This window comes from Alteromonas sp. 5NS40-0096 (assembly GCF_057544385.1).
On record NZ_BAAJLQ010000003.1, the window covers coordinates 408,684 to 423,666 of the forward strand.

A 14,983-nucleotide genomic window follows, 5' to 3' on the forward strand; every position below is an offset into this window, starting at 1 on the left:
CTTTTCGCATAGCGACATTTGTTTCGCGCGCAGTTTGATGTAAATCTTAGTGGCAAATGAAAGTGTTAGTATTGGACTGGGTAGACTACCAAATGGTTAAGTTGGCTTTTAATCTGTTGTAGATAGACATGGTTGATGTTCAGCACCTCCAGGCTCTGTGTGTAGAATTGTTCTGACTCTAGACATTGTTTATTGAAGCCAAGCAGCCATTTTCGTCCTAAATATACGCTACAGCCGAGTAACGCAAAAGGCTTGCGAATCTGATTCGGCACTTGTTTTGGCAGTTTCCCCTGTAGCGATAAAACGGTGTTGAAATAGTCTGGTAAGTACCATTTATTCGTCAGTTGCTTAGCAAATTCTGTTATTTGATCTTTGCTCGAAAAATTCAACAGGGAATTGAGTGAATGATAATGTGTAGATTGGTGGTGAAATTTAAGCAGTACTTTTAGCGCGGGGACGGTAAAAAGCGGTGAACATGCCACTGTAGCCAAAAGACCGGCCTGTTGAGGTGTTGAAACCTTTGATTCCTGCGCCAAGAGTGCAGCAATTCCCGTTATCAACATTGTTAGCTGACGACAAGTGTCGACCAGTGGAAAATAATGTTGAGTCAAACGCTTTTGCAGTGCTTGTTGCACTAGCATGTCTCCAACTCTTTCAAGGCCGTAAGTCATCACTCCTTGTTTCACATTGGAAACCGGTAATTGCATACGGTTGTCCTGTGACGCCACACCTTTAATGTAATCACTAAATAATGGTTCACTTTCGACTAGTTGAACAATTTTATCGACAGTTACGTCTGGGTTTTTTAAGTGAGAGAGTAGGCTGGTTAACGCCTGCGGTGGATGGTTGATATTGAAATCACGGGCAAAATGTTGATTGGTTCTGGTATAAACATCGTCGTCAGAATACAACGAGCTTGCACGTGACCACCATTGTTCGAACGTTATAGGCTTAGCTGGCACCCCGCTCACGTTATCGACACTCAGCCATATAGGCTTATCGGGTTCCGTCAAGGTTACCCCTAGTAATTCTTTACCGTCGTTCGCAATGCAAACCGTTTTTTCGGATTGATAGAGAAATACACTCCCGGCTCGTACGGTGCTTGTTATTAAACACAAGGCGTCAAGAGAAGATTGTTCTGAGAAAGACGTTGCTTGAACACATTGAGCAAGCCTACTCGCAAAGTCGTCCGGTGAATGAGCCGTCAGAAAATCTGCATGTAAAACTGTCAGTTGAGAGGGGGTGAACGTTTTGTGTTTAATGGCGCTCAAAAGATTTTTATGCTGGCAATAAGGCCATATTTGAAAAGTACTACGCCATACTTCGAGGTGTTTTTGGCTGAGCTCGGTAGCCAAATCGCGAGCGTATAATCGCTGTTCTTTTGGACCTAAATCAGACTGCCGTTTGATCCAATAGATTGATAGGAGCGCAGATATAACTTGCTGCGTATAGAGTTGATTCCAGTGACTACTGAATCCCATATATGCTGTCAAAAGCGCCGCGCTTAAGCAGTCGTCGACCTCACTCGGTTTATTCCAGCGGCACAGGGATGCTGCAATGGCGAGTTGCGGCGCCTCTTTTGTCAATGTTGTAATTTGATTGGCAAACGATTTTAGACCGTCAATAGTAAGAGAGGGAGCTTGCTTCGTACTCGTTTGCTTAAAGTATTTTGCGAGAGTCAGCTTTATCGAAATGAGCTTGCGGTACTGTTGTGCACAGATGGTGCGTTTGTCAGCGTCAAGTTCCATACCTAGCTGCGTAAGAAACTATCGTACGCTCCTTGACCCCAGGCAACTAGGTGGTCATTTTCAAACAACAAAGGAGTACATTCATCCTCCGTTGTTAGCCCATCAGCTTGGACGTGCTGTGTACGATAAAACATCACTTGAATCTTGTTGTCTGCTTTCATTTTAGCTTCAGTGATGTCGGGTGACCCCAATAATGCAATAACCTCGTCGAGGGTTGCGCCGAGTTCCAACTTTGTAATTTGAACCTTGTTGTATTCTTCCCGGTCTTTCCAGCTCATATCTTCAGGCTTGTCAGGGTAAAAAGACATTACCATAAAGACAAAACCTGCATAGGCTAGAATTCCCAATACAATAAGGCGCATCACTTTGCTGTTCATTAACCCTTCGCTTTTTCGCTCGCTATACACTTGAGTCTATCGCAAAAACGCACTAAAACGCCAATATAAAAACGTAACTAAGCGTTGCACTCGGGCACTTTATCGATTTGTCTATTTTATCGTATAGCAGGGTTCATATTTTGCCCCTGGCAACTTCATTCTGCCTTGCTCAACAAAGGATTGTAGAAGTCGGTCAATTCGTTCCATCAACTCGGGATCGCCAGATAGTTCAAATGGACCGTGTTGTTTAATTTCGGCTATACCTTCCGCTTTGACATTACCGGCGACAATGCCTGAAAACGCTTTTCTCAGATTACTGGCCAATACACTTACGTCCTGATTTAAGCTCAAATCGAGTGATGCCATATTGGCGTGCGTAGGGGCGAAGGGGTGTTGGAAACTGCCATCGATTTTCAACGACCAGTTAAAACTGAAAGAGTCCCCCATCGCACGGCGATATTGCTCTACCTTCACCAGGCCTGCTCGCATTGTCTGAGCGACCTCTACAGGGTCATTAACGATAATCTGATATTTTTCTTGCGCGGCTCTACCCAAAGTCGCACCAACGAATTCATCTATCGCTTCAAAATAACTTTGTGAACCCTCTGGGCCGGTCAATATGACGGGAATAGGTTGTTGTTCATTTCTGTCGTTCAATAGTATTCCCAGCAGATACAGTAATTCCTCAGCTGTACCAACGCCGCCTGGGAAAATAATTATTCCGTGCGCAACGCGGACAAATGCTTCTAGGCGTTTCTCGATATCTGGCATGATTATCAATTCATTGACAATGGCATTTGGGGGCTCGGCGGCAATGATGCTGGGTTCTGAGATACCAATGTATCTACCATTGGCGAATCGTTGTTTGGCGTGACCGATAGTTGCCCCTTTCATTGGGCCTTTCATTGCGCCGGGCCCACAGCCCGTACAGATATTGATTTCCCTTAGTCCAAGTTGATAACCAACTTCTTTCGTATACTGATATTCGTGTTGTTTTATAGAATGGCCACCCCAACAAACAACGGTGTTAAGCTCATCATTCCCTTCCAAGGCATTGGCATGGCGGAGCATGTCAAACACCATGTCACTGATCTCACTTTCACTCGTGGGTTTGCGTTCATCACCATGCTTCGAACCCATGTATAGCAGATCTCGCATGACGGCAAATAGGTGCTCTTGGAGACCGTTAACAAGTTTACCGTCGACAAAACCAACTTGAGGCGGGTTGATTAGCTCTATTTTGACGCCCCTTTCTCGACGAACCAATTTGATGTCAAAGTCGTGGTATGGGGCAAAAAGGATTTCGAAATTATCTTCATCAACACCGCTGTTCAACACGGCTAGACAGCAATTTCGGAACATGTCGTACAGTGCACTGTTTGTTGTATCTTGCAGCTGTAGTACTTCAGACTGGGAGAGCTGGTTCATCCAGCCCACCGGATTGATCTGCATTTTGTTCATGTAGTGTTATGCGGTAACGACAACCCTGTTACGGCCGGAATTTTTCGCTTGATACAAGTTTTCATCAGCGCGGTCGAATGTCTTGTCTATTTGTTCTCCATCTATGCAGCAAGCTGCACCAATAGACGCGGTGATCGTCACCTTCTCCTGTTTAAATTTAAAAGGTAGTGCCTCGAGTGTGGCCCGTATCGCTTCTAATTTTCCTGTTAGTTCATCAATGGAAACACCGGGGAATAGCATGACAAATTCTTCGCCACCCCAACGCGCTAGAAAATCATTGGCGCCGGCATGTTTTTTAAGGTGTCGAGCAATGACTTGTAGTGTCTTATCACCCGCAGCGTGGCCGTATTTGTCGTTAATCGTTTTAAAGTGGTCAATATCGACTAAAGCCATACACAGGGGAGACTGTGTACTTTTACTGACTTCCCACTCACGCTGAACGCGTTCGTTGTATGCAACGCGATTCGGAATTTTAGTCAACGAATCCGTGTAAGTTGAAATTCGTTGTTCTGCCAATTTTCTTCGGTAGTTATGAGTCTGCTTTTGAAGTTGCGTTAACTGCTTCTGCATTTGGTCCAATAACGTGACTAGTGCCTCTTGCTCTGCACGGTCAGACTCTTCTTGTTGGGAGATCGTCGACGCCATTTTGGTCAAATATTTTTGAGCATCCTGCTTTAGCTTTTCGAGCGATTCACTTTGATTGACGGCATCTTCCATGTCGTCAATTTGATCTTTTAATTCCTGATTACTTTTGAGCTTAGTTTCAAGGCTATTTTTACTGGTTTCTATTGTTTCAGTGACAGATTGATTAACTTCGCCAATTGCTTTGTGAAGGCCATTAATGACTTTACCTGTGACGTTCACCTCACCAAGAGTGTCTCTGACAATTAATCGGATTAAAAACACACAACATTGAAGCAATTCTTCTTCAGTAATGCCATTGTGTAACTTACTTCGAACGTGAATGAGTTGTTCGTCATTCGGCGTTCGCATCGCGTAAGTTTCGACTAGCTGATTGAGCTCGGCGACAATATCGCCTTGCAAGCGAGAAACTGATGCATTGATTGCTTCTTGTGCAGAGCTGACCGCAGCGAGAGTTTGAGGTACTGCTTTTTTCGCCGCATCTTCTGGTTTCGGTAAGCCCTCTGCCGTTGATTTACGATAGAGCTCTAGTGCTTTTAAACAATGGTTAACTAGTGTGAATATCGACTGAGTCGGGGCACTGATTTCATTTAAGTACTTTGTCGATTCTTGATAGTGTTCGGGGAACGCTTCGGCAACCAGTTGGATATGTTTTATTGTATCTTCTAGTTCTTTAACGGTTGCACTGCGATATTGTTTAAGCGACGTCGATGTCGACATCAAAATGCCATTGAGCTTGTTTATACTCAGTGTAGAAAGCGTAATGTTGGGTTGACCAGCTAGGTGCCCCCTGAGTACGTGTAATTCCTCATCAATTTCCTTTGAGAAACCTTCATAAAAAGCTGACAAACGAATGATGAACTGCGCCAGTTGTTCACCGTGTTGTTTCAGCGTTTGCAGTTGTTTTGACGACATTATCTTCCTTAGAAACCCTTTAAACTGAAAGGCATATCAGACTATGATACGAAAAAGTCAACTATCTCGACTATTATCCTTTCGTTACTGATTATTGCCTAGCAAGTCGACAATTGCTATATGGTTTTTCGAAATTTGACCTAAATGGGTTGATATCGAGCCCTCCTCTACGGGTGTATCTCGCATAAACGGTTAATTTCTCTGGATTACACTGCGTTAATATATCGTAGTATAGACGCTCTACACACTGCTCGTGGAATTCGTTGTGTTGTCTAAACGATACGATGTATTTCAGCATACTTTCATGGCAGATTTTTTTACCGCTGTAACGAATTAATACGCTGGCCCAGTCGGGTTGACTCGTAATTAAACAATTGGACTTCAACAGGTGGCTTATTAGCGTTTCATCGGCTTGTTCGTCTGTCGTGGCTAAAAAACTCGGCCCTGGTTGGTACTGCGTAATTTCAACGTCTAAATCGTCGATAACGGTTCCCTGTAATTGCCCCAAATTCAATTGGTCAAACTCGGGTGCTGAATAGAGCTTGATTTCAACTTGCTTGCCGGCACAATTGGACAAGTCTTTTTGCAATAGCGCTTCAACTTGAGCTGCACTCTGCATCGTTGATTGGTTAAAGCTATTCAAATACAGTTTGAACGATTTGGATTCAATCAAGTTTGGCGAGTCTATGGGTACATTACATTGTAAAATTGCAATGACAGGTTTGCCTTTTGCATTCAGCCAAGAAAGTTCGTAACCATTCCAGATATCAATACCATCAAATGGCAAAGTTTGCGGAAGCTGGATAGCTGTTCTGCCAACTGTTCGCGGAACGGGTTGCAATAGTTCAGGTGAATAGGTTTCGATATAGCTCACTTGTTTACCTAGTGTTAGGTCCTCAGAGAGCGTTAACGGGGCAGTCTGTTTATCTGTCATATTTACCAATTAAGTCGTACACTTGCCGCATTCAGCGGATATGCCGCGTATTGTAACTGAAAAGCAGACAAAATCGATATGCAGAACAATGTAGAAAGCGCTTTACGGCAATTTTTTGAGCGGGCGAAGCTAGCTAAATTGTTGTTACCCATTGAAAAAGACTCAGAGTGGCAATCTCCTTGTATTGCCGACCAGGAAGAAATTGATGGGCTGGTAAATTGGGCACCGATAAAGCAAGAGCCTAAACGTTCTTTTAGCGATTTGGAACACGCGCTCGACATACAAATACATCCAGATTTTTGTGAGTATTTTAGCGCCTATTGGGGAATGGGCTGGCGTGCTGAAGCACAACAGGGCGTATGTGAATTGTTGCAAGTCTGGAACGACGAAGATTTCGACCGATTGCAAGAAAACCTTATTGGTCATGTCATGATGAAGCGCAGATTAAAACAGCCTATTACACTATTTTTTGCGCTGACGGATGATGAAAATTTCATTCTCAGTATAGATAATGAAAGTGGGGCAGTTGTGTTAGAGCCTGTCGGTAAAGAGGCTAAGTCCGAAGTTGCGCCGAATTTAGCGACTTTTTTAGATTCATTGGTGCCAATCGCACAAATTGAATAGCAATTGCCAATGGCAGTTATACTCGGCCCGCTGTTAATCAAAGGTTCTCAATACGAGGGATTCGAGTTTATCAATTCTATTTTCTAAGTCGGTATTGGTTTGATGCAGTTGTTTTATTTCGTCTTCGAGCTGCGTTAGTCGTTGCTGCATTTGCTTTGGTACTGAGGTGGGAGCACTCGATGTTGAGGCAACCACTTCATTTTGCGATTCCTGTGTCGACAACGTATTAAAGTGCTTGATGGCCTCAATGGCTTCCGATACTGATACTTTGAAGCTAGCCTTGCCTCGTAAAAGTCCGACAGATGGCTTTTTTCCTTCTTCAACGAGAGAATGGCAAATTAAAATGAGAGCTTGGGTCGTTTGAGAAGATGTCACGACGTTACCTGTGTTAGTCAATTTAACCAATTTATAGCATTTTTTACTTCAAAATCGCATGTTGTTTTTTTTGTTTTTAGTTAAAATCTTTAAAATTCAATGATATAAAAAGTTGGCCTTAAACTTGTTTGTTAGTGTGAAACGATATTTTCTAAAAAAAGGAATACTATGAAACACGCAGTTATGGCTTTGGCACTACTTTCTCCCGCATTTTTATCTGGATGTGTTATTTCCGTTGGTGGTGACGGTGACAGTCACTATAGTTCTGATTGGCAAGATCGCGAGTACAACAATCGCAAGCATATTTCTAAACTCGAGACAGATATGACTTACGAAGCGGTTGTAAAACGCATGGGTGTCGCGGATTTTAGCGAACGTTACAAACAAGATGACGCCGATTATCGCGTGCTATTTTATCGCACACAAAAAATGGCAGGGGATGGCGTGACGACAAAAGACGAGTGTACGCCACTGGTATTTAAAGATGGTGCTTTGATCGGATGGGGAGAAGCGGCTTACAGCCAATTCTAAATATCGCTCGCAAGAATGTTAACAGCTCGTTAACATTCTTGTTTTTTTATTGTACAGTTTTCTTTTACTTCCAAAACATTTGGGCTAGGAGAAAGCGGTGGAATTACAAGATTCAATAGATGTGTCGGCGATAAAAGCCATGCACCTCAGCCATGACGATATCAATGTTGCGGCTTCTTTACTCTATAACGCTTATTTCGACGATCCCCTTTTCCTCGATATTTTTCAATCGGAAAAAGACGGGTACGAGAGCCGTCTACGCTCTGCTATTAGGGAAGAGCTGAATACGTTTTGGGATGCTGAACATCCAATGATCGGACTGTTCGACGGTGAAAGACTGCTCGCCGTTGTGTGCTTGAGCGAGCCAAGTGATAGTGCAAATGCGGGGCGGCTATGGCATTGGCGATTAAAAATGCTGCTAACCGCTGGGTTATTTGGCACCCGACAAATGTTAGAAAAAGAAGAAAAAATACGCAGCTTGATACCCGCTACCCACTTCCACATGATTGGATTCATTGCCGTGCATCCAGACAGTCAGCACTTGGGTTTAGGTCACATGTTGATGGGCGCGATAGACAGTATTTTACTTGATAATGACGTAACAGATGGCGCAGCGGTTTTTGTTACGGTGCCCAAATACCAAGCGTTTTTCGAAGATGGTGGATACGAAGGGGTAGATGATCTATCCATCGGACGGATAACGGGTCAAGTCATGTATCGAAGAAAACCCAAATAGCGGCTCCCTATGAGCTTATTTGCTACGTCAAACAAAGAGCCTTCGGCGACTCGTTACTCATACAGTGGTCAGCTCTCAATTTTATTTAAATCTGACTTCTTATCTTCGATATAAATAAAATTTGCTTGCAAAATAGCGAGTTATTAGTAATCTGCGCGTCGCACTGTTCAGTGCGGTTTTAATTAGTAAACAAGGATATGTAATGAAACTTACTAAAATTGCAGCAGTAACTCTTCTCGCTTCTACTTTCGCTTCAACCGCTTTCGCGGCATCTCCAAGCTGGAACTATGTGGAAGCCGGTTATGCTCAAGTTGATGATGAAAGTATCAACGATAAAGCGAAAGGCTTTAAAGTCGCAGGCGCTTACCAATTTGCTGATAACTTTGTCACGCGTATTGAATACTCAGACGGCGATACCGATATTTCAGGAGCAGATGTTGGTTTTGATTTGTTGTCTGTTGGCCTTGGCTATCGAGTCGAAGCGGCTGACAGCATTGATTTTTACGGCATAGTGTCTTACGAAAGACTGGGCGTAGATGCTAGTTTCGGTGGCGCAAGTGCGTCTAATGATGAGAGTGGCTTCGGCGCAACAATTGGCCTACGTTCAATGTTCTCTGACAACTTCGAAGGATTGGCAGAACTTGGTTACATCGATATCGATGATGCTGAAATCAATGACGTGACTTTGAAAGTCGGTGGACGTTATTTTGTAACTGAAGATATCTCTGTGGGTGCGACTTATCGCCTATTTGAAGATTTCGATATGGTAACTGCAACGGTTCGCTACTCATTCTAAAGCGCAATTAGCTCGTGTGCATCGGCAAAAATGTAGCGAGAAGCTTTAAATTGAAAGATGAAATGCCTAGCTCAATGCTGGGCATTTTTAATTATTAACCTTTAGCCATCCTGTATTAAGGTTGATTTTCACTTCGGCCTTATCGACTCCTTGATAGCTTGCTCTTCAACTTCTTCTACTGAAGAAAGCTTATCGACTAACTCCAACGCTTGCGCTTTCATGTTTTCAAAAGACGCAGCCACCAGTGGATTAAAATGTGCATTTTTTTCAATTTCCATGCTGACCAGTGTCAACTGATTTAATAAGTTGTTCATAATGTGCTGGGTACCATGCACAGTGGCCCGGTAGATGTTTTCTTTTTCTCTTTTTTTCAAAGCATCAACTTCTTTGAGAGCGGTTTCTAAGTCTCTCAGCGTTTTGTTTAACTTGTGGTTTTGGATTTCTAATCGTTGCAAGAAAAAGAAAATGGTAATGCCAAATAACAAAAGTGATACGGGTAAAATGAGCCAATACACGTGAAATCGCGAGTGAGCGAACGCTTTTGTTGCAGTTAGTGTAAAGTGAAGGCTGCTGCCATACGCCTCGATTTGTGTTGACGTTGAGTGGCTTGACGCCTCTCCCGATGTAAGCTCGATCCGATTTTCATTGTTTTCACTATCACGAATAAGAATATTAAAATCGTTTGCTAACAAATCTGTTGTCTGAGGTTTAGTCAATTCTTCAACCGAATAAACGCCCGCTAAGTAACCAATAATCTTTTTTCTTCTTTGTTCGCTGTTGATCGGAACAATGCCGTCCTGATACACAGGGAGAGTAATTGCGAAACCCATAGGATCATATTGGGCATTTTGTCCAGTTACAACGACGAAAAAATTAGACAGTCTCGCTCTGCCTGTGTCTCGAGCTTGAAGTTTAGATTCCATACGTTCAGGAGACCAAGCAAGGTCTAACCCCAAAGTGTTGACGTCATCGCCCGTCGGATTTCTGGATAACATGTGGAGCACAGGTACGTGTTCTTTTCTTGATTTTGCAGCAATCGGTACGCCATTTGCGTCGGGTTCCCAAAGACGAAATTGCTCAAGTCCACTGCTGCGTACTTTATCAATAAAGGCTTCGCGCTCTGATTCGGCAATGATGGGTTGCCATTCTAGGATCAAAAGGCTCGGGTCGGCCTCAAAGTATTGGGATGTAATACCCTTAAATTGTTCATGATTTATATTCTCAAAGAACACGAGTACATTTGACAGTGTTTGAAGGTTTTCAACAGACAATCTTAGTGTTTCTGAAATCGAGAGCGCTAGTTGAGCGCTTTTATCCTGCATTTCAGACTTGATCATCTTTTTTCTGTCTAGATTAATAAACAGCAGAGTCGTAGCCAGAAGCATGCAGAAAAGTAAAGCGAGTAAAGGTTTTGACAATTTAGACTGCATGACAACCTTTAAAGTTAGCGCTGAGCTGATAATCCAGTGATGTTTTCATTGGTTTTTTCCGTTAATGTGGTGAGACAGTGCTGTCTCGTCCACTTTTCCGTCTTTTGGACACTAAGTACAATTTAGAGAGTCTCCAGCCAAAACACACGTGCAATGAATTAAAAGTATAGGCACAATTATCCGATATCAGACAGATATTTGTTTGTTGCATACAAAATTGATTCGATGGAATTGCTATTGAGCACCAAGCGAGTCTGCCCTCCCCGATACTTAAGGGATGTAGGTCGGTATAGTCCGGTGGATGCGTCGTTTTAGGTTAACAACAGAAGACTCTGTCCGGCAGTCATTGCAGCTTTCACCGTTTATCGGCTCGTTACCCAAGTACGGCAGTTTCAAACACTTTGAATGTAGTATCTAATGCATAAGTTTTTTTCATTCCTTGTTTTACTTTTATGCAGCAACTCAGGTTTTGCTTGCTTCCCACAAGAATGGTCGCTTCAAAGACAGCTCGAACATGCGACTAAAATTGCTTTGATTGAAGTGATTGAGACCGAAACGCGAATAGACTCTTCAGTTATAAAGGCAGTAAAAGTAAAAGTCATCAGCAACATAAAGAACACAGCACCAGAAGAGACCATCAATTTTGTCGTACAAGGTGTCATTTCTTGCGACCGAGTGGCTCTTAACAGCGAATCTCAACAAGCTATCATTCTTATGCAGCCTGCAACTTCGATAGGTGATAGTTATTTTCAGGCCGTTAATCCGCTCTCTTCAGTCTATTTTGTTGACGAGGGTATGATAGCGGGGATAGGACCCACCGCAATGAGTGCCGAAGATGCCGTGAAAAAGGTTACGGCACTTGCTAACGGCAGTATAGGGTTCAGGTGGTCACTTTTAGTGATCGTAGTTATTGCTTTTTCATTAGTCGTAATCGCTATTCATTTTTTATTTATTCGAACCAAAACTCAATAAGAACCTATGAAAATTAGAGCGTTACAAATAGGCTGGAGTTTTGATTATTCAGAAGTTAGCTGCTATCTGAAGCTCTTTTGTCAATGAGGTAATTAATATCGAGGCAATACTTCTGGTTAGGCCAAATACCAAACCATTAAGTGATAATGCATTTTGAAAAGGAGTCATAGATTAACTGAAAATGTTGGCACGGTTGTATTCCTCCCAACGACTGCTTAAGAGACATAGCCGTAACAATAGTAGAGAGCGCTGAACGTCCGTTTCTTACCTTTTCTGCCAGCCAGCTTATCAGAGAGAAAGTCGCATTATTATCAGTGAACAAGATTCTCTGAGTGAGTGGAGATTACCAAATCTATAAAATCGTCTTCTCTTTTAGCTACAAGGTTTGTAAGACATTTCGTACAAATGTGTAAGCAATTTCGGTTAATTTTGTCAGTTTGAATTTATACTTTAGTATAAAGCTATTGAAAAATAACAATATTTTCGTTTTTCCCTTCGTAATCCATTGTCCCACAGTCATTTTTTTCGAAATTGTCGGTCGAAAACTTATACCAAAGTACTATTATGAACATGTCACAAGGAAACACGACGGGTCAGGAAGACACCAAGGATGAACTAGGGACGCCCGAGGGATACGGGTTATCATTCAGGATGAATGATTAAGGAAATGGACACAGCGATGGAAGCTGAAAGGACAACTTCAGGACGAAGAGTACCACATGTAGGATGTGTGGCGTAATTAGGATTAATGGAAAGGGACCTACTCAGGATGAGTAGCTCGCATAGGATGTGCGAGAAAATAAGGAAAGGGTTAACGGATTAGAGCCTTGGAGGCTCGGTTGCGACGGACTGCAGAGAAGGATATTCAAAATTCGTACGAAGCGGTGGCTAAGGCCACCGCTTTTTTATTTGGTGCTTCATGACACCCTGAATGGTGGTAGCTCAACAGACACTACCGTCAGTCCCACCATTTGGATGGTGCCGGTATACTTATCTTCTCTATTGCCCGAAAACTCAAAACTAAATGTTGCTTTCCAATCGAGTTTTCCTTTGTTTGTACCCACTTTTAACTTTTTTCTCGCGACACTAATCAGCTGTATGCCTTGCTTTTCACAATAGACCTCAAGGTAGCTTCTAGCACTTTCTGCCATGGCTCGAGTGCGCCAAAATAAAATAACGACAACGGTAATCAATACCAAAAGGAGTATGTTGCCTAGTGTCATGATGTACGTCCTTGTGCAAACAAAGAGCCGATTGCTCTAGACAGACGCTCTGAACGATTGGTATTGCGCAGTAATCCGAGTACCTCTTCTCGCAGGTCTGGAATCTGCCCTAAATCACTAAAAAAGCCTTTAAACAGAGCCCAGTTATATTGATGCTGTTCATCAGTCAACGCGACATTTTCAAAAAACGCCAGAATGAGCGCTCCGTCAAATTGGGTATAATGGCGCCCAGCTATGACGCTCAGTTCGTCAAGTGTTAGGCCACAGTCACCACGGAGGCGTTCACTTAAATAAGCGTGTAGTGATTGAGTCTTTTGAGGCGTCGCTAGTGCTCTCAACAAAGCCATTGGATATGGCTCATGTTTGTTGTCACACTGGTTTAGTGCTGAGAGAAGTTGTGTTTGTACATCTGACGACAGTGCCACAGACTCACACGCATTTAAAAAAGGAATAGCCACGTCCGAAGGCCATTGGGTCTGGCCCTTGAAGACAATCTCGGCTATTGATTGATCATTACAAGCAATCGCGCAATCAGCCATATTTTGTACCGAAAGCTGACGCCAATCTACAACCATAGGTGCTTTGAAATAATGCATCGCAGCATCAACAGATTCGTGGCTATTCAATGTCAGTTGGCGTTTAACTGAAGCACTGAACTGGGCCATTTGTGACTGGCTGGGCACAAAGGTATAAGGATTGTCTGGCAACGTATCTTGTTTTTCAGCTCCCTCAATCACACTTGCGCCAAGTGCGTCGATAATAATCTGTAAAAAGTGGTTACGAGAGGCTTGAATAAGTAAACCTTGCTCATCCAATGGTAATTTTAAGAACCAAATGTAGTGTTGTTGTTTTGCATTGCCATGCCAAAATACAATGCCATACCAAGCGTGCTGCTGCCTTGGTTTTGGGGCAGGCAGAATGCCATTTTCAATATCCAGAAATTCTTGTGAGTCGACCAAGTTTAACTCTCTGCCCATATCGAAAATGATATAGTTAGCGTTGCCATGGAGTAAAAATTCACTAATGGTTTCTATTTTTTGCTGTGACATGGATATCGTCGTAAGAAGTAAAAACGAAAAGTATAACATGAGCACGTGAGAAGATGGCAGCGTCAGTTACAAACCCGTGATGAGTTGATATACTCCCGCGCTATTTTCAGATTGAGGGGCTGTGAATCATGTTCCAACAAAGTATGAATGGGCTTTTAGACCAGCTGAGTATCGTTCTGAAAGAACAACAACTTTGGTCTGAAAACTCTCCTTCTGCCGAGGCGCTATCAAGCCAAGCTCCATTCTGCTGCGATACGCTTTCGTTTGCACAGTGGCTGCAATTTGTGTTTGAGCCCAAAATGCGAGAACTGTGCGCAATGGGAGAGCCTTGCCCACCAATGTCGCTATCTCCTATGTTAGAAGTGGCCTTTGGTGAGTCACAGCCAGAATTAAAACGGATTATTGAAAAAATCGATGCAACTTCAAGAAACGCTAATGTCTGAGAAACCGCTGAACATACTCTATCGCGATCCTCATATTATTGCGGTTGAAAAGCCCCATGGCTTGCTCGTTCACAGAAGTCCGATCGATAAACATGAAACCCGGTTTGCAGTCCAGCAGTTACGAGATCAAATTGGCCAACATGTTTATCCACTACACCGTTTAGATCGGCCGACTTCGGGAATACTCCTGTTCGCGTTAAGCGCAGAGGTCGCTAGCTTGGTAGGTCAGCACTTCATGAGCCATCAAGTCAAAAAGGAATATGCGGCTATTGTTAGGGGGTGGCTGCATGGTGAGGGTGTGATTGACTATGCGCTAAAATATAAATGGGATAAATACGCTGATGCTAATCGTCGACAACAAGTCGCGCCGCAGCCGGCATTTACCCATTATGCCCCTCAAGCCCGGTATTTAATCCCAATGCCTGTAGGTCGTTATGAACAGGCGAGATTCTCATTAGTTAAGCTGAATCCTGCTAGTGGACGTAAACATCAGTTAAGAAGGCATATGGTGCATATTCGCCATCCTATTCTTGGCGATACAACGCACGGTGACGGAAAACAGAATAAATTTGGCAAGCAGGCATTTGATTTTCACAATTTGGCCTTAAGTTGTACACATATGAGTTTTCCACACCCAGTCTCTCAGCAATGGGTTGAGATAAACTGTGAACCCAGTGATAGCATTCGGGCACTACTGGCTCAATGGCAAAGTTTCAAACAATAGGTA

The 14,983-nt window shown here is 43.1% G+C and carries 16 protein-coding genes; 7 read left to right on the plus strand and 9 right to left on the minus strand.

Annotated features, from left to right (window positions below; all coding sequences use genetic code 11):
- Positions 1-65 precede the first annotated feature (65 nt).
- From AC27G9_RS11740 to queF, 5 genes are all read right to left on the minus strand, one after another.
- Positions 66-1,748, minus strand: a complete 1,683-nt coding sequence (locus tag AC27G9_RS11740) for an HDOD domain-containing protein (RefSeq protein WP_487074377.1) — start codon at positions 1,746-1,748, stop codon at positions 66-68.
- 2 nt (positions 1,749-1,750) lie between these two features.
- Entirely contained in the window at positions 1,751-2,125 is a 375-nt protein-coding gene (locus AC27G9_RS11745; RefSeq protein ID WP_487074379.1) for a DUF3192 domain-containing protein, read from the minus strand.
- 111 nt (positions 2,126-2,236) lie between these two features.
- Entirely contained in the window at positions 2,237-3,586 is a 1,350-nt protein-coding gene (gene ppnN, locus AC27G9_RS11750; RefSeq protein ID WP_487074381.1) for a nucleotide 5'-monophosphate nucleosidase PpnN, read from the minus strand.
- 6 nt (positions 3,587-3,592) lie between these two features.
- Positions 3,593-5,143 carry a GGDEF domain-containing protein gene (locus AC27G9_RS11755; RefSeq protein WP_487074383.1) on the minus strand — a complete coding sequence of 517 codons (1,551 nt, stop codon included), beginning with the start codon at positions 5,141-5,143 and terminating at the stop codon, positions 3,593-3,595.
- Between the two features lie 91 nt (positions 5,144-5,234).
- On the minus strand, positions 5,235-6,077 hold the full coding sequence (gene queF, locus AC27G9_RS11760; protein WP_487074385.1) for an NADPH-dependent 7-cyano-7-deazaguanine reductase QueF: 843 nt from the start codon (positions 6,075-6,077) through the stop codon (positions 5,235-5,237).
- Positions 6,078-6,155: 78 nt separating this feature from the next.
- Between queF and syd the strand changes: the two genes are divergently transcribed.
- Positions 6,156-6,701: a SecY-interacting protein gene (gene syd, locus AC27G9_RS11765; RefSeq protein WP_487074387.1), complete on the plus strand. Its 546-nt coding sequence runs from the start codon at positions 6,156-6,158 to the stop codon at positions 6,699-6,701.
- 33 nt (positions 6,702-6,734) lie between these two features.
- Here the strand turns inward: syd and AC27G9_RS11770 are convergent, their stop codons facing one another.
- A complete protein-coding gene (locus AC27G9_RS11770) occupies positions 6,735-7,076 on the minus strand; it encodes a hypothetical protein (RefSeq protein WP_487074389.1) in 342 nt (113 codons plus the stop codon).
- Positions 7,077-7,244: 168 nt separating this feature from the next.
- On the opposite strand from AC27G9_RS11770, the gene AC27G9_RS11775 reads away from it, so the two are divergent.
- From AC27G9_RS11775 to AC27G9_RS11785, 3 genes are all read left to right on the plus strand, one after another.
- On the plus strand, positions 7,245-7,607 hold the full coding sequence (locus AC27G9_RS11775; protein WP_487074391.1) for a DUF3192 domain-containing protein: 363 nt from the start codon (positions 7,245-7,247) through the stop codon (positions 7,605-7,607).
- A gap of 139 nt (positions 7,608-7,746) precedes the next feature.
- The gene (locus tag AC27G9_RS11780) at positions 7,747-8,343 is read left to right on the plus strand and encodes a GNAT family N-acetyltransferase (protein WP_487074681.1); all 597 of its coding nucleotides are present in this window, start codon (positions 7,747-7,749) and stop codon (positions 8,341-8,343) included.
- Positions 8,344-8,545: 202 nt separating this feature from the next.
- Positions 8,546-9,139 (plus strand): outer membrane beta-barrel protein, encoded by a 594-nt coding sequence (locus AC27G9_RS11785; protein ID WP_487074393.1) that lies wholly within the window; start codon positions 8,546-8,548, stop codon positions 9,137-9,139.
- A 128-nt stretch (positions 9,140-9,267) separates the two neighbouring features.
- Here AC27G9_RS11785 and AC27G9_RS11790 read toward each other — a convergent pair whose 3' ends face one another.
- Positions 9,268-10,476 (minus strand): CHASE domain-containing protein, encoded by a 1,209-nt coding sequence (locus tag AC27G9_RS11790; protein ID WP_487074395.1) that lies wholly within the window; start codon positions 10,474-10,476, stop codon positions 9,268-9,270.
- Between the two features lie 510 nt (positions 10,477-10,986).
- Between AC27G9_RS11790 and AC27G9_RS11795 the strand changes: the two genes are divergently transcribed.
- Positions 10,987-11,541 carry a hypothetical protein gene (locus AC27G9_RS11795; RefSeq protein WP_487074397.1) on the plus strand — a complete coding sequence of 185 codons (555 nt, stop codon included), beginning with the start codon at positions 10,987-10,989 and terminating at the stop codon, positions 11,539-11,541.
- Positions 11,542-12,458: 917 nt separating this feature from the next.
- Here AC27G9_RS11795 and AC27G9_RS11800 read toward each other — a convergent pair.
- Positions 12,459-12,764 carry a DUF3301 domain-containing protein gene (locus tag AC27G9_RS11800; RefSeq protein ID WP_487074399.1) on the minus strand — a complete coding sequence of 102 codons (306 nt, stop codon included), beginning with the start codon at positions 12,762-12,764 and terminating at the stop codon, positions 12,459-12,461.
- Positions 12,761-13,813, minus strand: a complete 1,053-nt coding sequence (locus tag AC27G9_RS11805) for a DUF3549 family protein (protein ID WP_487074401.1) — start codon at positions 13,811-13,813, stop codon at positions 12,761-12,763. Before AC27G9_RS11805 ends, AC27G9_RS11800 begins: the two co-directional genes overlap by 4 nt.
- Before the next feature lie 128 nt (positions 13,814-13,941).
- On the opposite strand from AC27G9_RS11805, the gene AC27G9_RS11810 reads away from it, so the two are divergent.
- On the plus strand, positions 13,942-14,256 hold the full coding sequence (locus AC27G9_RS11810; RefSeq protein ID WP_487074403.1) for a YqcC family protein: 315 nt from the start codon (positions 13,942-13,944) through the stop codon (positions 14,254-14,256).
- Complete coding sequence (locus AC27G9_RS11815) at positions 14,228-14,980, plus strand: pseudouridine synthase (RefSeq protein WP_487074405.1); 753 nt, start codon at positions 14,228-14,230, stop codon at positions 14,978-14,980. Before AC27G9_RS11810 ends, AC27G9_RS11815 begins: the two co-directional genes overlap by 29 nt.
- Positions 14,981-14,983 lie beyond the last annotated feature (3 nt).